Genomic DNA, 21,605 nt, shown 5'->3' on the forward strand with positions numbered 1-21,605 from the left:
CAGCGCGAAGGCAATAACCAGCTTGATCGTAATCATTGCGCCACCCCTTTCTTTAAGTCCTTCCTCAGCTCATCAATCGCCTTGATGATCCGGTCGTTCTCCTTTTCGATAAACCGGCTCTGCATATCGAACTCGGCCTTGGACACATACAAGGCCCGCGGCATGTGAATCTCGTCATTCGCCAGATGATGAAACAGTTTCTCATCGATGCGGTTGACCTGCGTAATGATCGTGCCGAGCATGAAAATAACGATCGTCACCAATACCGGCGTGATGAACCTTGTCCAGTTTCCTTCACTCTTCATAAACCTATCCGATCTTCTTGATGTCATCATCGATGAGCGCGATCTGCTCATCGATCTTCTCCCTGCGCTTCACAAACATCTGCTTCGCAGTAGTTAAACTTTCCTTCGAATGCTCCCGCTTTTCGCCGGAAGGATACGTCACAATCTTCTTGCCGTCTTTGAATTCAATTGTAGGTTTTGCCATTTGAAATCCTCCTTTTTATGCCTGCCCGCCGCGAACCGGCAGAACGTAACACATATCCCAAGGTCTGCCCCATGTCGTTTTGTACCCGTCATACGGATACATACACCACGCACCATCTGTCCAAGATACACAAACAGTTGAAGACCAATATGGCGTCCACATATCAGGCATAGGGGTAAAAACCATCGGATCAAACGCAGGGCTGTATCTTGAATGATCCACAATCGACATCAACTCATTAATATTCGGCATGCGCCAATCGTCATGCCCTGCAAAGAAAAGATTCTCACATGCATTAATCGCGTCATACCAGTACATCGTCATTCCAAACCCGGCCATCTGCAAATCCTTGACCCACATAAGGCCGGTCACGGTATCGACTACCGTCCCGTCACCGTTATCAATAAACCTTTGACCTCCGCCAAGCGGATACCCCATCTGGTAATAGCCGTCATCACCCATCTGATAACTCATCATCTGCCCGGTTTTCGGCAGACCGCCATTCGTGACGATTTCATTGACCCGGGTGATGATCCGGTTCTTTTTCTGGTGTTTAATATGATCCATTTTGCGCCCTCCTTTTAACCTTCGTAAGTGACCGTAATTTTTCCGTCATCATCGCCCGCCTTTATCACTCTAAAATCCTTGATGTGATAAATCGACGGAAGCTCAACGATATCGCCCTCCTCCAAAAGCACGCCCGATGCCGCGCTCGGATTCTGGCCGTTGACGAAATATCGCATGTCACCGCCCTCGGCCGTAATCATCGCAAACGATGCCGAAACCCCGTTGCCCGGGTTATAAACCGCCGGGGTCAATGCCACGGCCATACCACTGACCACAATTTCTTCATGATTGATAACTTTTGCCATTGCCGTCCCTCCTTATGTTTTCTTTAACGCTTCCAAGATTTCCTCGTTCTGTTTGGCCACATCCACCAAGACCTGCCCGACTGTGAAAAGCATGCGCTCCCGCCTGTCCGCCAGCTCGACCGGCAGAAAGCCCAGCGCCTGCTCGCTTTCGACCGCACATATCCGGCAGTATTTCGTAACCGGAACAGTCAGCTCCTGATTGACCTTGTAGTGCGTGATCACGCAACTGTGGCAGGTCCGAGCGTGCGGGCAGTTTTTCCAGCATCCGGTGTACTCCTTGTCGATATTGAGGAATATTCCGCGGATAAACGGTCGCACCTCGAAGATATTCCCCAGCTTAAATATTCGCGCGCTCGCCGCCCTGTGGCATGGATAAACGTCGCCGTTCTCCAGAACCGCGATATAGGTCTTGCCCGCCTGACAGTATTCCTTCTCCGGCGGCACCTCATCATTGACGATCTTGAGCGGTTTATCGATAAACGCAATCTCGATCGGCAGGCCCTGCCGCTTGCAGTACCGGCGATAGTGATAAATCTGCGTCAGTTGATAACGGTATTGCTCGACCGCATCCTGAGTCCAATCCTCTTCCATGACCGCGTGATGCATGATCTTCGTAATGCCCAGCTCGTGCAGGTACTGCACGTTGATCGCCAACCGCCCGACCGTCTTGGGCGTAAACGTCATCCGAACACTCATATCCGGTTTGATGGCCAGAATTTTCTTTATGTTTTCGATAATGCGCGGATAGTCGCCGTGCCGGTATTCGGTATGCGTGATCTCATCGCCGTCACAACTGACCTGAACTGCCATTCCCAGCTCGGCAAATTTCTTGAACACCGTCTCATCGAAATACATGCCGTTTGTTGATATCGAAAAGGTCGAGGTGTGCCGCCCGTCTTTATCCGGCGACCACAGCTCCCGGGCATAAAGAGCCAGCTCCAAAACTGTCTGTGGATACAGAAGCGGCTCACCGCCGAAGAACGTTATCTGCAGGCCCGCAGGGCTTATTTCCTTCATCCGGGCAAGAATCTTCTTTCCCTGCTCGACCGACAGCACCGCCTCACCCTTAGGATGAAAACAGTAATCGCATTTCATGTTGCACTGTTCAGTGATGAACAGATCGATGCTCTTTATTTCGTCTTTGGATTTGCCGCCGACCAATTCCGCGTTAGACATGAACTTTCTCCCGTTTCTCTTTTTCCAATTGGATATATTTATCAATGACCTTGGCCAGAACCTTGTTCATGGCGCAGTAGCCCGGCTCGGGCTTTAACATGTCACCCATATGCTCAAGGTTAAGGCCCAGACATTTATTGCGCGGGCACCGCTTGTACAGCTCGCAACTCTCGCAAAATCTGCCCAGATACTTCTCGCGGCTCTCATCGATCTCCCAAACGTAATCCAGCTTCGAATAATCGATGCCGTCATAAACCGATCCCAGCCGGTTATGCCTGCAGATGTACATGTTGTCGCACTGCCAGATACCGCCTTCGGTATCGATAAAAATCCGCTCAAGGCCCGTCCGGCAAAAGTGAAACTCTCGTACCTGCGCCTTAAGCCCGAACTCCCGCACATAGGCGTTGCTGTGAAGAGCCGGATTAAGCGTCTGAAAAAGCTCCGCGTCTTTTTCGTGCTCGATAAGAAGTTCGAAATACTGCGCCGCGAACCTCTCCAAATCCTCTTGGCTGTGATCGTGTCGGGTTGCAAGGTCGATCGTGATATTGCGGGTGATATTCCGCGCGATAAAATCAAAATCCTCTTTCAGTTTCCCGTATTCAACGACCATGAAATTGACGTTATGGTTCGGGTTTTCTCTTACCAGCTTCAGCATCCACGGCTCTGCCTCGGCCTTCCAATGAGGCCCGCCGTATTTCTCATAGCAATTTCCGAACGACCATGTGATCCCGATGTTGCGATGCCGCGCGAAAAACTCATACATCCGCTCATCAATCAATGCGCCATTGGTGTTCATGTGAAACAGCATCTGCGGGAACCTCTCCATCACATGCCGGATGACCTCGAAATTCACCGTCGGCTCGCCTCCCCAAAAGTAGATCGTGAATTTGGGTGCCAGCTGAAGTTTTGAGAAACAAAAGTCCAGAATATCGTCCGCGGTCTGTTTCGACATCTTCACCGGCCCGAGCGTCGATACCTTGTGCCTCTCGAACAAACCTCTGCGGTAACAGAACGAACAATTCGCATTGCACGCGTGCGTGAGATATAAATAAACCGATTTATAGAGAGGGATCCTCATTTGCGCACCGCCCCCTTGTGATACAGCACGTCGATACCGGTCTCGATCGCCTTCTTGGCGATGTATTCATATGTGGCCGTTTCAATCCGGTTCGCCCAGCAGTGATTCGCCGCCGGTTTCAATGGATTGCCGGTCACGGTGTAATTCTCAGCCAAGCACATTGCCCGCGGGCAACAGCGGATATCGCCGTCAAAACAAACCTCGCAATCCCTGCAATGCTCGTAAAGCTCATCGATCCAATCGCCCATCTTTTTGAAAAAGAATGCCGTATCGTTAAACCCGCTCCACACATCCCCGATCTTGAACTCCGGATAATTGGCAAAAAAATCGCACGGGTATATCTCGCCCTTGTTATTCACAGCCAGATACAGATACCCGCACCCGCAAAACGTGGGCGGCACGTCCTTGAGCGCGATACCTTTCAACTTGCGATAAATGTTGTTTTTTAACGCAATATCCCATTGACTCCGTCCGAACTTCGGCTTGCCTGAAAAGTAAACGTAATCCGCAACGCGCCTAAACAAGTCCTTGAACTGCTCGTTCTTGTCCCTGACCATATCCCAATGCCGGGCCGAGGATATCCGCACCACTGGCACACCGTATTCATAAAGCCTGATAATCTCCTCATAGATCCCCGGCCGCTCCGAATCATCGACCACATAATGAACGTCTCCGCCGTTGGCCTTCACAAGATCAAGCACCTCTCCTGCCTTATCCAGATATCCCTCTCCCAGAACGCCGCGCAAAGCCGATATGCTGACGCTCAAATTGAGGTGGTATTTATGCCTCAAAACCCATTCCCGAATGCCCGGATCATTCAAAAGAACCAACCCGTTTGTTGTCACCACATAGCGGTACATGCAATAGGTATCGCAAAGGTACTGCACCATTGGAAAATTCAAGAACGGCTCACCGCCGAATATACTGAACTTGACGCGCCTCTCATCGAACGTGCGTGAGGCCCAGTCCTCGGCCGCATCAATAACATCCCGCGTGATCCCGCTGTCCTTCTGCCTGAATTCCTTGGGCTGATAGCAATAAGCACAGCGCAGATTGCAGTCCTGCGTCATCAGAAAATAAACCGTGGTGTATTCCTGCTTGCCGTCCGTTATCGAACCGATATCGAACATTCCCTCGGCCTTGTACCGCTTGATCACCTCACGGCACTGTAACGGCAAATCGCCGCACGCCTTGCTATTCTTAAGCTCAAATACCGGCATTAATCCTCCAGTCCAGCTTGCTTAAGCCCGGCTCGATCTCCTCGATATCCAGCCCAAGCCTGTCTTTGAAGACCGTGCGATGCGTATCATTAAGCGCAACTACATGCGAGGCATAAATCTTGTCCCTGTGCTTCCCAGCCAGAAACAAAACAAACGCCGAAATATTGCCCTTGTCGCCCTCGACTCCCAGCTCCTGATAAACCTCGCATAGCGCATCTATGAGCGCTTGAACGCTCATGAACCGCTTATGCGTGAAACATTGAACGGTCAATTCATCGAGATTATTCCTGCACCAGTTAACCAGCTCGCTGACGGCGTTCTCGCCTTCCAGCCGCGCGATCCTGAACGATACTTCCTGTGCCTTTACCTGATCCTGAAACATTTCCTCACCATGAATAAGGGTTACATTTACAATTCCACGCGCTATGGTTATGCCCGCCCGAATACTCGCACGTCCCCCAGTTCGATCCCGGCGGCGTATATACACACCAGTCCCACGGCACATAGCCGTCCCAAGCCACTGTCGACAACGGATTGCCGGATGCCGACTTGTACGGATGCTCTGTTACCGAAGGCAAGTTGATGCTGGCGCAAATCCAGTAATGATTGATCGAGTGGTGGCATTCCGAATATTTATGGTCATCGCACGCCACGCCCGCGTGAGAACAGGTCGTATAGTGATATCCGCAGTCCGCGCAATACTGGCACTGCTCAGTTTCACAGATACAGCCGGTCATGAGCGCCTGAACTTTCTGCATCATCTGTCGGAAATGAATCCCCCTAACCTCCGTTGAAAGTGCCGTAATCGTTGGATCCGTAAAATCCATGCAACCGGAACTGTCCTGCGGGCAATATCCGGATTCACCGCGGCCCGATTTGCATGCCGCCAGTTCGGTACGCAATTGATCCACATGCACCTTCCGTATCTCTGTCACCAAAGCCGTGATCGTCGGATCCGTAAAAGACGCCTGCGTAAGCCCGCGCCGGGCAAACTCGGTGTTCAAAAACGACCTCAGCTCATCGACATGCACCTTGCGCACCTTTGAAGACAGATCCGTAAGCACCGGATCCGTCCAAGCCGGTGTATTCGATGAGCATTGTTTTGGGGGTAACTTATGCGCCATATCTCTCCCTACGAAGCATAAACCGCCGTCTTATCGAAAAAGCCCTTTGTCCCTGAGGCATTCGTTCCGTAATACTTGTTATTGCCGGGCGATGCCGCACCGCTTTCCAGCTTCGCGGTCGAAACCCCGCCGTCTTTCAACTGCAACTGATCGCCTGCCGACACCTGAAACATTGCCGTATCGATAAGCCCGTCCAGATATTCCGGCGTCGTATCGCTGACATCCGCCTTCAATTTATTGGGCGAATTCTCAGTCGGAAGAACACCGGCCGCCGCTGGAACGCTGGCCAGCCCCGTCAAAGCAGTGCCGCTCACCTTGCTTGGCGAGGTTATCTGCGCCAGTTTCGTATCCTCTATTCCGGCACCCGGGGCAACTTTCTCATTGGTGATCTGAAGCGCAGGATCAGTCAACAGCTCCAGCGCCTCCCAATTGGCCCGGCACGCCGGAGGAAAATTGATCAAAAGCATGTCGTTTTCCGGTTTAGTCTTGTCCCAAGCCATCGCCCACCTCTCTTTTCTGATACGCCTCGGCAACCGCGTTCATGTCGTAAAGCTCAATGCCGTGCTCGCGTAACATCTGGATCCAGCAGACATCATGTAGCGTCATCTGCCGGGCGTAGTTTTCTGCCTGCTCCGCGCATGTGAAAACAACCGGCTTCCTTTTCGGCATACGCAAAATAATGTCGCCCTTGACCGACATATACGCCATGTCATCCGGTATCTCTTTTTTGCATTTATTACAGATCAACTTGTCCATCGCTCACTCCTTCCGACTGGTTCGCGTGCTTGATAAACTTCTGCAACACGCCGTTCAAGGTCGATTTATTAAACGCCGCGTCTTTAATCCCGATACTCTTGATCCGGCTGATCTGGCCGCCGTCATTGACTTTATATAAAATGACCCCGTTTAAAAACTCGCCTTTCTCAAACTCAATAACCACCTTGTATGGAATCAATCCCTTTGCCATTACGCCTCCTAAATCCCGTGGCTGTGCCAGTCGAACATACCGGTCTGCACCACGCCCTGAGCGTCGTACAGCTTCACCGTAAAGCCGGTGATGCTTTTATCCGTAAACTGCGAATAGATGCCGCTCCCGCTTCGAATCTCGATATGAACACTCGGCTCTTCGTGATAGGTCTTGCCAAAAAACACCTGCTTGCCGTCCACCGCCGAAACCACCGTATCGTTGCCGTAATCGTCGACATCCGGCAGATCTCCGAAATACTGAAACGTCGAACAGGTGATCTCATCGCCGATATTCTCGCGGTAAAGCGTGAGTTCAATCTGGAAATACCTGCAGTAATAATCGCCGGGCTGATAATTCTCCCAATCCTTCCATGTGATGTTGTCCTCTGACGTGCGGATCCGGAAACTGGCCGCGCGCAAGGTCTCCTGACCGGTAAAGCGGTAAGACGGACTGTCGTTGAATTTTGTGACACCGTCGGTATTAAACCGCCTGCCCAGCGAGGTCGAAACGATCACATCGATCCCGATATAAACACTGGCCACATACCCGAAATCCCTGACCGGTGTCGTATACGTCCCTGACATGACCCCGTCCGTGATCACGATCGACTCGCCTTCCTTTTCGATATTGTTCATCGCGCCTGCCCAAAGCGGCTGTTCCTGATACTCCGCGATGATATTTCTGAACGGAATCTCAGTGATCGTGACAACCGCCTCTTTTGCATTTACGGAATAATTGCCGGACGTATCGATCGCCTTGATCCAGTACCGCTGGCCAATGCCGCGTTTGACATCCTTGGTGAGGTAATGCGTCCCCTGCTGAAGCGTGATGAACTCCGCGCTTTCCCAATCAAGGCCGCGCCGGATCTCATACCCCCACACATCCACATCCGGAATAGGCGTCCAGCCGAAATAAAGCATGTCCCTGTTGCGGTTAACCAGAAATGACGGCACATCCGAAGGCGGGGCCGATTTGCCGACAATCGTGATCGTGCTTTCAGGCGCGGTCGCAAGAGAACTCTCTTCGTTCAGGGAATCGAGCGAGGTCACCTTGACCTTGTAGGTCTGGTGGTCAACGATATCTCCGATGATCCTGAAATTCGTTCCCGAGGTTTCTCCCCGCGCGCGCCAGCTTAAACCATCATCATCGCTGATATATATTTTTGCCTTGGCATACGACTTGACGAAATGATCCACATAGGCTGGGCGGTCGAACCAGACATCGATCGCGTTCTCGATCGTTCCGTCTGCCTTCTTGACCAGCGACTCGGTCAGACTGAGGTTGCTGACAGCCGGGATCTCGCTCGATAAAGACGAATAGTTGTTCTGGGGCAGGATAATGTCCGAATCATCGTAAACCGCTTCGTTATATTCCAGCGCGGATATCAGAACCTCGCTCTTGCCTTCGCGCTGGATCGATACGACCCTGAAATCCTTTTTGACCTTGTTTGTTTCGCCTATCGCGTACACATCGAAGCCCTGCGGATCCTGCGAAAACGCCTCGCACGAAACCTCCGCATGCGTTCCGGTCGGCGATGTGATAAGCCGCTCCTCGATCGTATCGTCCGCGAAGCGAACCTGAATCTTGTAGGACTTGCCGTCCTCAATAACCATCTCACGGTCTAATTTAACGAGCACATCCGTACTGCCGTCCTGCACCCTGCCGGAAAAGCCCCACTGCGGAACATCGTGCGATATCGAGATAACATCCCCTGCCTGACAAGCCACCGCATCGATCCCGGCCTTAAAACTAACCGACCGGTTGATATACCGCGCCACCTTCAAGGCATAGCGCGCCGCGCGGATGGCATAACTTCCCCTTGTCGTAAAAAGCCGAATCTGGCTCTTGCGCATCGGCTCGCCTGATCCCAATAACTCCTCATCGATGTACGCGATCGTTTCCTGCTGATAGTTTTTCTCTTTATCGGTGAACTGAACCTCGATAACGTTCGGCACCTCTTTCAAGGTCTTCCAACTCTGCGCAAAGGAATCCTTGACGATACTGCCCATACCAAAGAGCTGTGTCGGCGTTGTCGGCCGGTCGATCCTAAAAGCCAGACCGCCCGCGCTGTATACCGGCATGGCATTGAACGTAGCGCAAAGCTGGATCAGGACATCAAGAGCCTTGTTGTTACTGTCGATCACCACATCCATCCGGAATCGTTTCTCATATCCGCCTTGGCCGTCCGGAACCCTCTCCTCGCAATACTGCGACATTTCAAGAAGCGACGCGTGATCCAGATTTTCTGATGCAATAAATTCACCCAGCCCGAACCGGCTGTTGATAATAAAATCCCTGAGGCACCAGACCGGATTCGCTGAATATCTCTGGGCAAACGACACGCCGTCCCACGAAAGCAAGGTGTCGTCCGCAAGCAAACGATAATCTGCACCGTCCCAGTAATAATCATCCCAAGCAACCGGATCCGTGCCGTTTTTGACATCCGGAACCGAAACCTTCCGCCCCTTTACAATCGAGGTAATATTCGGCATGGATCCCGAAAGCTGGTCGGTAGCCAGAAGCTGAAGCCCCAGAAGCGCGGTGTTCGGATAGCTCAAATCGTCTGTCTTGAGTTCATCGATCTGAAACAAAAGAAGATCGCCCTGTTTTAAGGGCTGAAGCGAACTATCCTCGCTGGTGCGGGTAATGCGGATATCGTACTGGCCCGGCGTAAGACCGGCCTTGCGGAATACGCGCCTGACTGATGAACGCGACTGCGCCGAAATCGTCGTCTCGCCCAGATCGATATACGTTCCTGAAGAATGCTCTTTATATTCAACCCGGTATGTAACGCTCCAGCTCTGGATATCCCCGGAGCTGGAATTCTGCTGATAGAGGCCGTTATTAAGCCGCAGGTGAATCTCAAACGCCTCGACATCCAGATCGACCGTGGTGTAAATGTACGGATTGTTTTGCGTGAGGTTGGCGCTGACCGGATAAATATTGTGCAGATCCTCGAAATTCGGGATCATGCTCTGGTAATTCGTACCGAAACGCTTGTTGACCGCAACGCCTTCGAAGTTATCGATTGGATTATTGTTAAGCTCGATATTTTCTATCGATTCGATCTCGCCTTCACAGACAGCCAGAAGCACATTCAAATAATGCTTGTCACCGTCTTCCCATAGAAACTGATTGATGATATTGCCGCCGACCCGGTGCTCGCCGTAGACCACCGCTACCGGCACGCCGACCTCCTGAATCGTCTGAACGCCGTCCCAGCCATACGTGGGCGAACCCTCATCCATCCCGGCCGAGCCGAGATTGAAATCCGGCATTTTCGGCTGATTCATGTACTGATAAATGGCATACCCCATCGAGAGGACAAAGAACGTGAAAAGAAACGGATGCGCCACCGCGGCCGCCCAGACTGCCGAGATGATAAACGAAACAACTGCTACCACCGGCGCTTTGACCTCCGGCGCTACCACGATCTCGTCGCCCTCTTCAATACGCGAATCCAGATCTTCAATGCGTTTGCCGGTCACGATGACGCGTTTGTCTTTATAATCGAAGCCGGAATGCTCAAGATATTCGCGCACGGATTTGCTTCTGGAATAGGTGAATTCCAGAACCGGAGCCTCTTCCGGCTTGAACGGATTGTCGATATTACGAACGGATATCATTTTTTAACCTGTAGAAACCTTCTGTTTTTGTTTTCCACGACACATCATCGAGCCGCGACACCACAACCCCCTGACGGCAACAATGGATAAAACGCCTTTTCGAAAGAACGATCCCCGCATGATTTGCCACTCCTTTCGAATTGACGAACAATATCCCGTCCAAAACCTGCGGCGTTTCAACGCGATCCCAATCGTGGCCGTAATGCTCCCTGAAATAGTCCTTGCCGCTTAAACCCCACACCTTGCTGTATTCCAGATCCTCAATATCGAAAAGCCTGTAACCGAGATCCGCATAGACGAGTTTTAGAAACCCCCAGCAGTCCAGCCCGTCTATCGTCCGGCCCCTGTGTCGATACGGTATCCCGAGATACTTGCCGATGATCGCCTTTTCTACATCACGTAGATTCTTCGCGTCGGCACGGATGGAAACGCCCCGAACCGGTGGTAATTCTCCAGCACCTTGCACCGCTGTTTGGTTTTGTTGCATGAAACCTCTCCTCCGATATACCCGCATTCGGGCGACTTGAACTTCCACGCGCAGTAATTGCGCGCGTACCTGCGCGCGGGCAGATCAACGCCTAGAACATCGAACTTGCCGGTTAAAGTGAACTCCACGTTCTTCTGATCTGCCGTATAGCTGTCGATATAGAAAACGTCGTCCATATGCGCGTCCGGGTCCGTCAGATGGTCTGCCCAGACCATGCGGATCGTGACCTTCTTCCCGCGCAGATCAAACTGCTCCAGATATAGCTGAATCAGGCGTGAAACATTCCCCAGCCGCACCTTGACCTGATCGATCTGCCCCTGATTGTTCTCGCCGATAAACTCATGCGTGACCGGGAACTTCGAATAAACCTCTCCCTGATACGTCACATCCTGATCGAACCCCGCGATCCTCAAATCATTAATGGAGTCGTACTTTTCGAGAACGTATAAAAAGATGGGCGCGTTCTCCTGTTTTGATTTCTCGCTTATAAAAGCGGGGCTGACATTTCTAGGCATTGCTTCACCTCTATAAAATCAAACTCGAAGTCGTACACCTCATACGCCTTCATCGTGTATTTAAAACTGTCCTCGGCAAACCGAACCGTATACTCCACGGCATCGTTCGGGTTCGTCCATGTGAACGCCATAAACGAGCCGTATTTCGCGGAAAAGAAATTCCGCATCATCTCCATGTCCGCCTTTGACCTGCTGGAAAACCTGAGACGCCATTTGTGTAACGGCGCCGCCCACTTGCGCCTGCGCTGTTCAACGCCGCTTTCAAACTCCGAAATAAGCGTCTTGTATTCCAGCGTCTCTTCGAAAACAAAATCCGGTAAATAGCTAAAATCACTCATGCGTAACTCCTGATCACCGAACGGATCTTCCCGTTGTTATAAATGTCATCGGCAATGGCATTGGAAAGCATCTTGCGGTTGCGCCAAACGTCCTGCGCGTCCCACGCCTGAATCACCTGATTGACGTTGATCGTGACACCTTCCCCGCGCATAGATTCCCCGCGGTTAAGCGCGCGAAGGTTGTCCGACCCGCCCACCGCCTGCATTCCCCTGCGGGAAAGCACGCCTTCGCCCGTTTGCGCGATGATCGGCACCTCATCCGGCGCAAGGCCCGAATGCGCCCGGATAAACGCCCGGTTGCGCTTTTCGACCGTTCCTCCGCTATGAAACAAACTCGCCACCGGCACACCGAAAATCGTGCCGCCAGCACCGGCCATCGCCGTAAATATCTTTATGAGTAACAGCTTCGCCAAGATGTTTGAGATCATCTGCAGAACCGCCCGGCCGAAATCAGCGAACACCTCTTTGACACTGCGAAGCTCACCCGTAAACGCCTTGAAGAAAAACTGCGAGAACGCGTTCTGCATGTTATGCGCCGACTGCTTGGCAAACTCTTCCATGACGTTAAACTGCTGGGCGGCCGCTTCCGCGCTTTTCCCCACATCCTTGGCCACGTTCTTCAATATCTCCGCTGTCTTGTCACCAGTCTCCTTGACCTTGGCAAACACAAGGTCGTACTGATTCATCGCGTCCCGCGCGCTTTCCTGCGCGGCCAGATTGAACGCCGTGCGCGCCTCTTCAAGCCCCTGAGTAAGACCCTCGACATTGAACTGAATCTTGTTCTCTTCCAGCGACTGCGAAAACTTCTCTACCTCCGCGGACGCCTGCCGGTATGTTTCACCGACACTGCCGGGAAGTTTTCCCAAAAGGTCGTAAAACTTAATGAGCGGAACCATGAGCGCCTGAAAGAAATCGACCGCGAAACCCAAGAGGCCGTTCAAGGCATTCGTTATGCCCTGAATGAACCCTTTGACCGCACCCGCGCCATACTCAAGGATCGTGAAAACACCCGCCACCAGATGATTGGCAAACCCCTGCAGAAACCCGAGCACCTGCCAGAGCGCCTGCCCTGCCTTTTCCATGAAATCATTCCACTGGGATTTGAGCATCTGCACCTTTTCGTAGCTGGTCATCATCTCGAGATTCACTGCCTCAAGGTGCGATTTACTCTGCGCGAGAATATGATTGGCCAGAGCCTGCGCCATGTGGTATTTCTGAACTTGCTCGACGGTCTTGCCTGTTGCCTTGGCGTATTCCTCTGCCGCGTCTTTAAGCGACAGCTGAAGTCCATACGACCGTCTCAAGGTCGTGACCAGACCGCCGGTGACCGCGCTTGAAATATTTTGAAACGCCTCTTCGGTCGTAGTGCCGAATATCCTCGCCTCGGCCCGAGCCTGTTTCATGAGCGCCGCGACCTGATCCATATTCAAGCCCTGCGCCATGAGAGCCGAAACCTTGTCCGCGACATTGGAGAAATTAACCGTCTCCTTGGAAGCCTCCATGATCGACTGCCGCATTTTTTGCGCGTCTATGCCGACGCTCTCTGCCATGCGGCTGAAACTCTGCTCGATCTGCTGGGCCTTGGCTCCCATTTCCATGAGATCCCACGCCTTGCGAAGCGCCATGATGCTGGCTGTGATGGCCGCGGTGATCGCAATCCAATTCTGCTTCCATGCATTGGCGAATCTCTGCAGGTTGCCGCGCACGCCTTCAAGGCGCTTGGTCGCCTCGTCCCTGAGGCGCAATATGATCGAGAGTTCTTTATTCGTCATCGCTTGAACCTGTCCCTTCTTTTCTGCATCTCCTGCTCGATTGCCTGTAGTTCCTTTTCGATCACTTCAAAAGCATCGAGCATTTTGGCCGACTGGTCGATCCAGCCGCCCGCGTTCGGCAGATAACCCTGCCTGTAAAACTGAAATGCCCTTATAAAGCTCGCCGACTGTCGTGTGACGATCTTAAAAGGGCATCCTCGGTACTGCGTTCCGTTAAGCTCCCAGACTTCCTGCCCAGGCACTTCATACTCACATCGTATCTTTCTCCCGCTTAAACAGCTCTGGCAGTTCACGGTGAGGCCGCCCAAATGAACCGCCACGATCAGTTTTTTTGCTCGCCCTCCGACAGTTTCGACTCGTTCAAAATGACCTCAGCCAGCTCCTGCCTCAATTCGTTCGGGAACATCGCAATGATCCTGTCCGGAACAACGTTTCTCATCTTGCCCGCGTAATGAATCGTGTCGAACTTAAGCTCGATCGGCTTCTTGGTCTCGGGATCCAAAAAATTCGTCAGGCCCTTCAGCCCGAACTTGATCGCCGTGATCTGCCGCTTGTTCCAGTTGAGTCTGACCTTGGCCTTGTCGTTGGGATTGGTCGAGCTCATCTCATACGTACTGCTTTCATCGTCGACCTCTGCTCTCAACACCGGATCCAAAAGTCCAATATGAAACACGCTCGGATTCTCTTTGTCCGGGTCAAGTTTTGACACATATTCACGCGTTGCATTGACATCAATTCCTGTAAGCATAAGCCGCCTCCTTTTTATAAAAGTAATAATGCAAGTTCATCATCCCCCGGCTCCATCGAACCGGTCAGATCGAACGACGTCTGCGCCAGCTGAATGCCGTCGCGGTCGCCGTCATCGACCTTGTTGTAAACAATGCTGGGCGCGTAGAACCGGAACTTGTTGCCCTCGGTTTCTCCGTACGCCAAATCAAGAACCATCGGCGTATTACTGAACCACTTGGAGAAGAAATCATGCGAAGCAACCGGCACCATTTCCGGATTAAACGACCCCTGCATATCCCGGCCGGTGATCATGTAGGATAAAATCCCCTTCGCATCGTCGATCTTGTCTTTTGAAGCCAGCGTGTTCGATACGTCGATCTCCATCTCGCCGACATTAAGCGACACGCCGTCGCAGGACATGACCGCGTTCAAAAGCACCGGCGGCACCGTATCGTCGAAGCTCACGCCGGTAAACATCGGAGTGTCCGTGACTCCATGTTCAACGCCCTTGAAGCTGAAATCGAGCGTGGCCGGTTCGCCGATCTTGAAGTTGAACTTGACCGTCCCGCGGCAACCTTTAAGAAGCTTCGCCACGCCGTCCTCATAAAGCCCCATGGTCAAAGAAACCACAGAACTGCTGATCGGTTTTATTTCAAAACCCGCACTTGCCGGATCGGATAAAGCGGTCGAAACCGCGCCTGAATCCGCGCCTGTTATGTGATCTCCGGTCTCGAATACTCCGGTGAGCGCGACATAGTAAAGCGATGCCGCACCGTTTGCGGTCTTAATGACAACCCGGCCGGTTGCACCCGACGTATCACCGGTAATCACCTCTCCGTGCCTGTAAGGCCCGCTGGTGATCGCACCGATCGAAATCTTCTTGAGCGCGTTCGATTGAAACCCGCAGGCCCTGACCAGCCGCATCCACTCCGGCTCAAGCGTAACCGATCCCGAACCTTTCAATTCAATACTGAAATCGATCCCGGCCGATCGCTTCCCCGCGAGCTTGCCCATCTTGGTCAAAGACGCGCGCACAGGATCCCTCTGGTACATCTGCGGATCGTAACTTGCCTTCGGTGAAAAATTCACCAGAATGCCTGCGTCGGCCGCCAGAAGTGTTTCCGCAGAACCTTCGACCGCCTCGATCTTCGCCGCAAGCTGGCGTTTTCTTATGAGCATTGACATTGCAATCCCTCCCTTTTAGTTCTTTGCTGTCGGATCCGTCCGCAAATGACGATAGCGGACGCGAACCTCCATGATGATCCCCGCGTACGGCTGTGCCTCGGTCGTCTCAAACGGCGTTGTCCCTAAAACATCCGTATCAACTGCGTTGCCCGCGCGCGTGGAGTCCTGCAGGATCGCTTTCTTGATATCACCCTGCAGTCTGTTCAAATATGTATCGGTCGGCACCGGGTCGTTCTCATCGTTCACGAAAAATATGTCGAGATACAAAGTTAAAAGACATTCTTCGAACGGATTTGGCATGCTCGACTCATCCTCATCGCCCGGGCTGATCACCACCATCGGCATATCAACCATTCTGTTGCCGTGCATCGACCAGCGCTGTACGGTGGCGGGCGTAAAATCGAAGTTGTACCCGTTAGCGATCGTCACGCCTTCAAGTACAGTCTTGATGTTTTGCAATATCCGCTCTCTGACCGTTTCCATCAGATCTTCCTCAACGCCTTTTCGATCGATTTATTCAAAATATCAATCCGGTAATTCACGAGGCCGTCCCATGTCCGGTAAAACCCCAGCCTCGGCTTAATACGAACTGACCGCTTAAGCACATACAGCGGCAAGATCCTCTGCGCGCGCTTCGTCACCCGGGCAAGAAACGTCTCGCCCTTCCAACGCAAAGCCCTGACGTTTTTCAACTCTTTGGGCTTTTTATAACGCGCTCGGAGTTTCCCTGACGGCGTGAACATCTCCGACCTTGCCGATAACGGCACTGCCAAGCGCTTCCCTCCGGGATCCCTGACTGTGCCGCCGGTCTCGTGCAATTTGGCAATCTTCGACTCGGAAAAGACCTCGATGCCCATGCCCTCGATCTCGGGCGACACCAAAAACACACGCTTGAACGTGCCGAAAAGGCCATGACCGGATGCGCCGCGCACACCCGGAGGCCCCTGAAGCTGTTGCTGTCTGAACCGTTTCAAGAACCCCTTGCCGATACGATCCAGCCCGTCCGCCAGCTCGAACTTAAGGACGCGGGGCGCGATCTTGATCGCCCTGTCCAGCGCCCTTGTGTCAATTTCTGTGGTTAACTGCACCATGCCTACCACCCCACTAGCAAATGCCACATCCCTTCATCACGGCTGATGACATCGTTGATGCGAGCCTCGCGGTCGAATCCTTCCGAGTCTTTAAGCGTGATGCGGTCGTCTGCTTTGCTCACTGCCGCGATACCGCTGGTAGCATCATTGGCGATATAAACCTCCGCCTGCTTCTTGAGCGACCGGTTGATGTTTTCCTCTGCCGGTGCAAGCTCATAGCGCACCACAACGGCCGCGATCACCTTGGAAACCCCCGCGCCGGTCGTATACGTGATCTCCTCGGCAAACTCGCCCATATTCAAGAAACAACCGACAGCATCCGTCGGCATTTGTTCTTTTAAGCTCATGAACATGTCCCCAAAAGGGGCCCGGGAGCAGTTACGCCCCCGGGCATCCCCTATTTTTAAGCGTCGACCTTCAACAGATGCGCGAAATACGGATCCACGATTATCTCGTCCACATGCTGGCGCACGCGGAAGATATCGCTTCTGGCCGCATCATCGCGGTACTGCTCGACCGTGGCGTTCTCTGGACTGTCCGCCGTCCAGAGAAACGTTCTTCCCACTGTCGGATCGGACAATCTCTGTCCCTCGCCGATCACCGCCACCATGACAAAGTCATCGCTCCAGATATCCGCGCCCTGAAACGACTTGCCTTCTTTCGCGGTGTTGTAGATCGCCTTGCCGACAAGAATCCGCTTCACGCCAAGGATGTCTGCCATGGCATTTAAGAGCTCTGCCTCGGTCAATCTTGCGACATACTGGATGGCTTTGGTTATCTTCTCATTGCCAAGAAGCCGGTCGATATTCGCCTTACTCATGATGAGCGTCCCCGGCTCCATGCCGCAGTTCTGCCTCACCTGCTCGCGCGCGGCTCTCACCTGAGCGATGACATCGCTTGAGATATTGTCCCACGGCGCGCTCGAGAAATCCGTAAAAAGCTTCGATCCCGTAAAGACCGTGGTATCGAAAACCTTCGACGCGATCCTCTTTTCCTGCGCCTGCAGAACCCTGCGCGTTACGATCTGAACGGTCGTAAGCTCGGCATCGAAATCCGTGGCGTACATTTCCCGTTCGGAATCGTCCAGAGGCCCTTCCAAGCCATGCTCTTCGCAGTTGTACTGCCGGTCTTTGGCCTGAAAGGTGTCACGGTTGTAATTGCCGCGAGGCGCGCGTTTGGTATCCGCTTCGCGCGTAATGCTCTCCCGGGTGATGGCCGGAAAGATGCTCGCCTTCTTTTTGGTTTGGAAAATAGGCAGAACTCTCGTGCCTATGAACTCGTCCTGCGACTGGATAAACTCCAGCGCCGCTTCCCCTAACTCGAGTCTCGGTACTGCTCTTGTCCCTTGATAGTCTGGCATGTTTCATTCCTCCTTTTGATTAGGCAAACAGCCCTTCGACAACTTCACCGTCACTTGTTGATGCTTCCAGCGCCTTGCCGATAATGGAACCGCTCACGGTTGCGCTGATCTTCCCGTCATTGGCCCCGTACACATTGCCTCCCGCGCTGATCACTCCGGCCGCGACCATCTTGAACGTCCTGCCGGAACTCTTTAAATCAACGCTGACATGCTCACCCAAAGCCGCCTTGGCCGCAGTGATCCCAATACAAGCTTCGCCTGCGTCGGCATATTCCACCTGCGATCCGCTTCCCGTACTCAGCTTGACCCTGCGGTAAGCTTCCAGCTCTTCTCCTGCGACAAATGCTTTTGATCCGATATTGAATTGAGACATCGTCCTACCTCCTTTTGGTTATTTCCTTTTGTCCGCTGTTGCCTTAAGCGCATCGGTCGTACTGCACCCGTGCTCTTTCTGATACTGCCGCGCGCGTTCCAGATGCGTTGTCTGTTTCTTGACCGGCTCTTCCTCTGCGTCGGGCCCCAAGGGCGGCACGGACGCTTTCTGCAGGCCTTCAAGCTGTTTCTCCTGAAACTTGATGACCGCGTTTTCGAACGTCGCGCCGTTCTCGACCGCCTCGACGGCGATATCGGACATATCCTTGAACACCTTCGATTTCTTCAAAATCGAAACCGCCCGTTCGCGCTCTTTTCTGACACCCTCTTCGACCCCGAGCGCGTGAATGGAGTCGTAAAGGCCGGAATGCTCCGCCTTAATCTTTTCCATCGTGATTTCCTCTGGCATTTTCTTTTCCTCCTTGTTTTTGTTAACCCCATACCTTTCCAAGAACGCGATCACCTTCTCAACCGATTCCGGCTGGTTCAGGAATTTATCTAAAAAAGCCGTCATCTCCGCAGACGGCCGGACGCTTTCCGAGAAAAACGGCATCCCGAAAAGACCGTTGTTTGCCGCGGGATCATCGACAATATCCACGGACATAAGCTTCTTCACGCGGATATACGGCGGCAGATCCTCTCCGGCCTTCGTTTTTTCCTCGCGGAATTCCTCATCCCAGTGGATGACCATCGAAGATCCGAACGCTTGGCTGTCGCTTTCGGCAAGGTTCATGACATAACCGGCCAAATCGCCGTCCGGCGTCTCGTGCGCGGTCTTGTCGATATGCAGATCCGCGCGGACGATATCGCCGTCTCTCCTGAAATTCTTCGCCCTGCCCAAGAACGTGCCGAGCGCGGTACTCGACATGTTCGGATGCCCGAATCTCGATTTGACTCCGGCTTTGACCTTATTGCCCAGCTCAACAACCGAATCCAGCGCTATGTCATCGAACTCACCCCTTTCGTCATGGGTAATCCCCTTGGTTACGACAGCAAAACCCTCGATAACCTCTTCCTTGCGGTTAACGCGAACGCCCCCGCCGCGCGCAATGTCCGCGCGAAAATAAGTGTCTTTATTCGCCATCTCGCACCTCTTTCACATCGGTGAGGGAAACATCAACCTCAATCGGCATTGCCATTTGGCTTTTTGCCCCCGCCAGAATCCTCTTCGTTTTCTTCACCGGTGTTTTTCTGCTTTTCTTTTGCTTTGTTTTCATCCTGCACCTCAAGTCCGAGCTTCTTCATCTTCTCCTGCTCACGCTTGCGCTGTTCGAAACACTCTTCCCAGTCCTTTCCGTCCTGCGCGTAAAGATCCGAATAGGTCACGATGCCGTTTCTTAAACCCACCTCCGCGGCCTGCGCTTCTTTAAGCGGATCCACCCACTCCCATCCCGGCGCGATCCATGAAGCACCAGTCCAGCGCTGTCTTTTTTCGTAAAAAGTTTCTGCCGAAATCTCGCCCTTTAAATAGACCTCTTCCAGCAACATGTCCCAGACCGGCTGGCAGAATTTCTGCGCCAGCCATTCCTGACGCATCCGAAAATATCGCCGCGCCTCCAAAAGAGCCGCCCGCGCGCTGGAATAATTTGTTTTCGAGAAATCCTTGGCCACGAGTTCATACGGCAGGCCCAGCGCCGCGGAAATAGCCTTCAAGATGCGGTCAACGAACGGCTCGAAACTCGATCCCGGCCGCTGGGGATTAAACGACGTAATGCTCTCTCCCGGCATCAGGTGCTTGATCATTCCCGGTTCAAGACTTTCAATAAACTGACCCGAAGGGTTTCTTTCGTAAACACCACCTGCCGAAACGTCCATGGACGCTTCTGAAGTCACAAAAAGCGAGAAACACGCGGCGATCCTCGCGGCCACGAGTTCGGCTTCCGCGTATTCCCCGAGATCTTTGAAATAAGATAAAACCGGCGCAAAGAACGGCACACCGCGCGTCTGTCCCGAACGTAAGACGTAGTAGAGGTGGAAGACATTGCGCCTGCCGTATTCATTGAACGCCGGAATCTCCATGAATTCTTTATCGCCGCTCTTGGCAATCCGAGACTCGCCGGGATGCGTCTTCTGAATGAAATATGAAACCGCCTCGCCCTTTTCGCCTATGCGCACGCCCGCGCGTATCGATTTGTCTCCCCGTTTATCCGAAGGCGTATCCAACCGGTCGGACTCGATCACCTGCAAAGCTGTCCTGTAAGGCCGGGAAGGATCTTCGATCATCATCGGAACGATCAACGCCTCCCCGTTTTCGAGAATCTGGCGGTCGACAAGCTGTTGGATCTCGTAAAAATCCATGCGCCTGCCCGCATCCGCGTACGGTATCCATCTCTTCCAGACACGCTCCGCGTCTTTCTGAAACTTCGCCGCTTCTTCTTCGCCGAGGCCGAGTTCGTCTCTGTCGATACGCGACTGCGGCCGGATCCCCGAACCCACCACATTGACGGTCATGGTCGAGGTAATGCCTGAGGCATGCGCATCGTTACGGTTTAGATCGCGGCTCCTCTCGCGGATGTCTTTTAACTCCGGAAGAAGATCCGCATCAGCAGATCCTCCGCCCGGCATCCACGATGAACGAAGACGGTCGCGCGACGCGCCCCTGTATGAACTGAATGATTTGGTAACTTTGATGGCCTCGCGGTACATGCGCCGTTTGAGGCCCGCGCAGGGAGAGAAAAAAGAAATAAGGCCGTCCAAGCCGCTGGATAGTTTTTCCGTAAGCGGCGTCTTCATGACGGCCTCCCGAATGAAACGTATGTGGTAGTCCCGCCTGAACCTGCGATCTCGCGCCTGAGCTGATCGCGCAACTTGTAGAGATCCTGAAGCGGAATGTACTGCAGATTGCGGCCGCCGATCGAATACGACTGCACCGCGCCGCCGCTGATGCGGGCATTGATAGCGGTCTCGACGTTTTCGAGCATTTCCTGTTTTGTAGGTGCGGCCATGCGTCCTCCTCTTGAACCCAATAAAAAAAGCCCGCCACCGCCGTGCACGGTAACGGGCTTCTTAATGCTTATTGGGCGCGAAAACGGTGATCAGCCGTCTCGCAAAAATGTTCTATTTCAATAATATGTAATTTTCATATTTTGGCAATGGGGTCGTTACTACGGAGTAGTAAAAAGTCATTTTTCATCATCCACCTCAACAGACTTGAAATTATGCCCGCATTTATAACAACTGTGATACCGGATCGGCGGGTGTGTT

The 21,605-nt window shown here is 52.9% G+C and carries 28 protein-coding genes; all 28 read right to left on the reverse strand.

All coding sequences use genetic code 11. The features are described from left to right. Window positions 1-32 precede the first annotated feature (32 nt). Complete coding sequence (locus BU251_RS08640) at window positions 33-305, reverse strand: hypothetical protein (protein ID WP_128700782.1); 273 nt, start codon at window positions 303-305, stop codon at window positions 33-35. 4 nt (window positions 306-309) lie between these two features. Beyond that, entirely contained in the window at window positions 310-489 is a 180-nt protein-coding gene (locus BU251_RS08645) for a hypothetical protein (protein ID WP_128700783.1), read from the reverse strand. 15 nt (window positions 490-504) lie between these two features. Next, window positions 505-1,056 carry an Lcl C-terminal domain-containing protein gene (locus tag BU251_RS08650; RefSeq protein WP_128700784.1) on the reverse strand — a complete coding sequence of 184 codons (552 nt, stop codon included), beginning with the start codon at window positions 1,054-1,056 and terminating at the stop codon, window positions 505-507. Between the two features lie 14 nt (window positions 1,057-1,070). Next, on the reverse strand, window positions 1,071-1,361 hold the full coding sequence (locus BU251_RS08655) for a hypothetical protein (protein ID WP_128700785.1): 291 nt from the start codon (window positions 1,359-1,361) through the stop codon (window positions 1,071-1,073). A gap of 12 nt (window positions 1,362-1,373) precedes the next feature. Next, window positions 1,374-2,537 carry a radical SAM/SPASM domain-containing protein gene (locus BU251_RS08660; RefSeq protein ID WP_128700786.1) on the reverse strand — a complete coding sequence of 388 codons (1,164 nt, stop codon included), beginning with the start codon at window positions 2,535-2,537 and terminating at the stop codon, window positions 1,374-1,376. Then, window positions 2,530-3,615, reverse strand: a complete 1,086-nt coding sequence (locus tag BU251_RS08665; RefSeq protein ID WP_128700787.1) for a radical SAM protein — start codon at window positions 3,613-3,615, stop codon at window positions 2,530-2,532. The genes BU251_RS08660 and BU251_RS08665 overlap by 8 nt, the downstream gene beginning before the upstream one ends. Continuing rightward, entirely contained in the window at window positions 3,612-4,835 is a 1,224-nt protein-coding gene (locus BU251_RS08670) for a radical SAM/SPASM domain-containing protein (RefSeq protein ID WP_128700788.1), read from the reverse strand. The genes BU251_RS08665 and BU251_RS08670 overlap by 4 nt, the downstream gene beginning before the upstream one ends. Beyond that, the gene (locus tag BU251_RS08675; RefSeq protein ID WP_128700789.1) at window positions 4,822-5,217 is read right to left on the reverse strand and encodes a hypothetical protein; all 396 of its coding nucleotides are present in this window, start codon (window positions 5,215-5,217) and stop codon (window positions 4,822-4,824) included. The genes BU251_RS08670 and BU251_RS08675 overlap by 14 nt, the downstream gene beginning before the upstream one ends. A 4-nt stretch (window positions 5,218-5,221) precedes the next feature. Beyond that, window positions 5,222-5,899 carry a hypothetical protein gene (locus BU251_RS08680; RefSeq protein ID WP_164908944.1) on the reverse strand — a complete coding sequence of 226 codons (678 nt, stop codon included), beginning with the start codon at window positions 5,897-5,899 and terminating at the stop codon, window positions 5,222-5,224. Window positions 5,900-5,967: 68 nt separating this feature from the next. Beyond that, entirely contained in the window at window positions 5,968-6,459 is a 492-nt protein-coding gene (locus BU251_RS08685) for a hypothetical protein (RefSeq protein WP_128700791.1), read from the reverse strand. After that, window positions 6,440-6,715 carry a hypothetical protein gene (locus tag BU251_RS08690; protein ID WP_128700792.1) on the reverse strand — a complete coding sequence of 92 codons (276 nt, stop codon included), beginning with the start codon at window positions 6,713-6,715 and terminating at the stop codon, window positions 6,440-6,442. The genes BU251_RS08685 and BU251_RS08690 overlap by 20 nt, the downstream gene beginning before the upstream one ends. Beyond that, the gene (locus BU251_RS08695; RefSeq protein WP_128700793.1) at window positions 6,696-6,926 is read right to left on the reverse strand and encodes a hypothetical protein; all 231 of its coding nucleotides are present in this window, start codon (window positions 6,924-6,926) and stop codon (window positions 6,696-6,698) included. The genes BU251_RS08690 and BU251_RS08695 overlap by 20 nt, the downstream gene beginning before the upstream one ends. Before the next feature lie 8 nt (window positions 6,927-6,934). Continuing rightward, complete coding sequence (locus BU251_RS08700; protein ID WP_128700794.1) at window positions 6,935-10,552, reverse strand: TipJ family phage tail tip protein; 3,618 nt, start codon at window positions 10,550-10,552, stop codon at window positions 6,935-6,937. Beyond that, on the reverse strand, window positions 10,536-11,039 hold the full coding sequence (locus tag BU251_RS08705) for a C40 family peptidase (RefSeq protein WP_164908945.1): 504 nt from the start codon (window positions 11,037-11,039) through the stop codon (window positions 10,536-10,538). The genes BU251_RS08700 and BU251_RS08705 overlap by 17 nt, the downstream gene beginning before the upstream one ends. After that, the gene (locus tag BU251_RS08710) at window positions 10,943-11,554 is read right to left on the reverse strand and encodes a phage minor tail protein L (RefSeq protein WP_128700796.1); all 612 of its coding nucleotides are present in this window, start codon (window positions 11,552-11,554) and stop codon (window positions 10,943-10,945) included. Before BU251_RS08710 ends, BU251_RS08705 begins: the two co-directional genes overlap by 97 nt. Further along, window positions 11,524-11,892 carry a DUF2460 domain-containing protein gene (locus BU251_RS08715; RefSeq protein WP_128700797.1) on the reverse strand — a complete coding sequence of 123 codons (369 nt, stop codon included), beginning with the start codon at window positions 11,890-11,892 and terminating at the stop codon, window positions 11,524-11,526. The genes BU251_RS08710 and BU251_RS08715 overlap by 31 nt, the downstream gene beginning before the upstream one ends. Next, entirely contained in the window at window positions 11,889-13,664 is a 1,776-nt protein-coding gene (locus BU251_RS08720; protein WP_128700798.1) for a hypothetical protein, read from the reverse strand. Before BU251_RS08720 ends, BU251_RS08715 begins: the two co-directional genes overlap by 4 nt. Next, a complete protein-coding gene (locus tag BU251_RS08725; protein WP_128700799.1) occupies window positions 13,661-13,984 on the reverse strand; it encodes a hypothetical protein in 324 nt (107 codons plus the stop codon). Before BU251_RS08725 ends, BU251_RS08720 begins: the two co-directional genes overlap by 4 nt. A gap of 2 nt (window positions 13,985-13,986) precedes the next feature. Continuing rightward, window positions 13,987-14,412, reverse strand: a complete 426-nt coding sequence (locus BU251_RS08730) for a hypothetical protein (RefSeq protein WP_128700800.1) — start codon at window positions 14,410-14,412, stop codon at window positions 13,987-13,989. A gap of 14 nt (window positions 14,413-14,426) precedes the next feature. Further along, window positions 14,427-15,578, reverse strand: a complete 1,152-nt coding sequence (locus BU251_RS08735; RefSeq protein WP_128700801.1) for a phage tail tube protein — start codon at window positions 15,576-15,578, stop codon at window positions 14,427-14,429. A gap of 15 nt (window positions 15,579-15,593) precedes the next feature. Next, window positions 15,594-16,061 (reverse strand): hypothetical protein, encoded by a 468-nt coding sequence (locus BU251_RS08740; protein ID WP_128700802.1) that lies wholly within the window; start codon window positions 16,059-16,061, stop codon window positions 15,594-15,596. Beyond that, entirely contained in the window at window positions 16,061-16,669 is a 609-nt protein-coding gene (locus BU251_RS08745) for a hypothetical protein (RefSeq protein ID WP_128700803.1), read from the reverse strand. The genes BU251_RS08740 and BU251_RS08745 overlap by 1 nt, the downstream gene beginning before the upstream one ends. 2 nt (window positions 16,670-16,671) lie before the next feature. Then, window positions 16,672-17,016, reverse strand: a complete 345-nt coding sequence (locus BU251_RS08750) for a hypothetical protein (RefSeq protein ID WP_128700804.1) — start codon at window positions 17,014-17,016, stop codon at window positions 16,672-16,674. Between the two features lie 56 nt (window positions 17,017-17,072). Then, window positions 17,073-18,029: a major capsid protein gene (locus BU251_RS08755; RefSeq protein WP_128700805.1), complete on the reverse strand. Its 957-nt coding sequence runs from the start codon at window positions 18,027-18,029 to the stop codon at window positions 17,073-17,075. A 19-nt stretch (window positions 18,030-18,048) separates the two neighbouring features. Beyond that, the gene (locus BU251_RS08760; protein WP_128700806.1) at window positions 18,049-18,402 is read right to left on the reverse strand and encodes a capsid cement protein; all 354 of its coding nucleotides are present in this window, start codon (window positions 18,400-18,402) and stop codon (window positions 18,049-18,051) included. A gap of 18 nt (window positions 18,403-18,420) precedes the next feature. Next, on the reverse strand, window positions 18,421-19,485 hold the full coding sequence (locus tag BU251_RS08765; RefSeq protein WP_128700807.1) for a hypothetical protein: 1,065 nt from the start codon (window positions 19,483-19,485) through the stop codon (window positions 18,421-18,423). A 38-nt stretch (window positions 19,486-19,523) separates the two neighbouring features. After that, window positions 19,524-21,134: a phage portal protein gene (locus tag BU251_RS08770; RefSeq protein WP_128700808.1), complete on the reverse strand. Its 1,611-nt coding sequence runs from the start codon at window positions 21,132-21,134 to the stop codon at window positions 19,524-19,526. Then, entirely contained in the window at window positions 21,131-21,346 is a 216-nt protein-coding gene (locus BU251_RS08775; protein WP_128700809.1) for a peptidylprolyl isomerase, read from the reverse strand. Before BU251_RS08775 ends, BU251_RS08770 begins: the two co-directional genes overlap by 4 nt. Window positions 21,347-21,605 lie beyond the last annotated feature (259 nt).

This window comes from Candidatus Velamenicoccus archaeovorus, assembly GCF_004102945.1.
Classification (GTDB): Bacteria; Omnitrophota; Gorgyraeia; order Velamenicoccales; family Velamenicoccaceae; genus Velamenicoccus; species Velamenicoccus archaeovorus.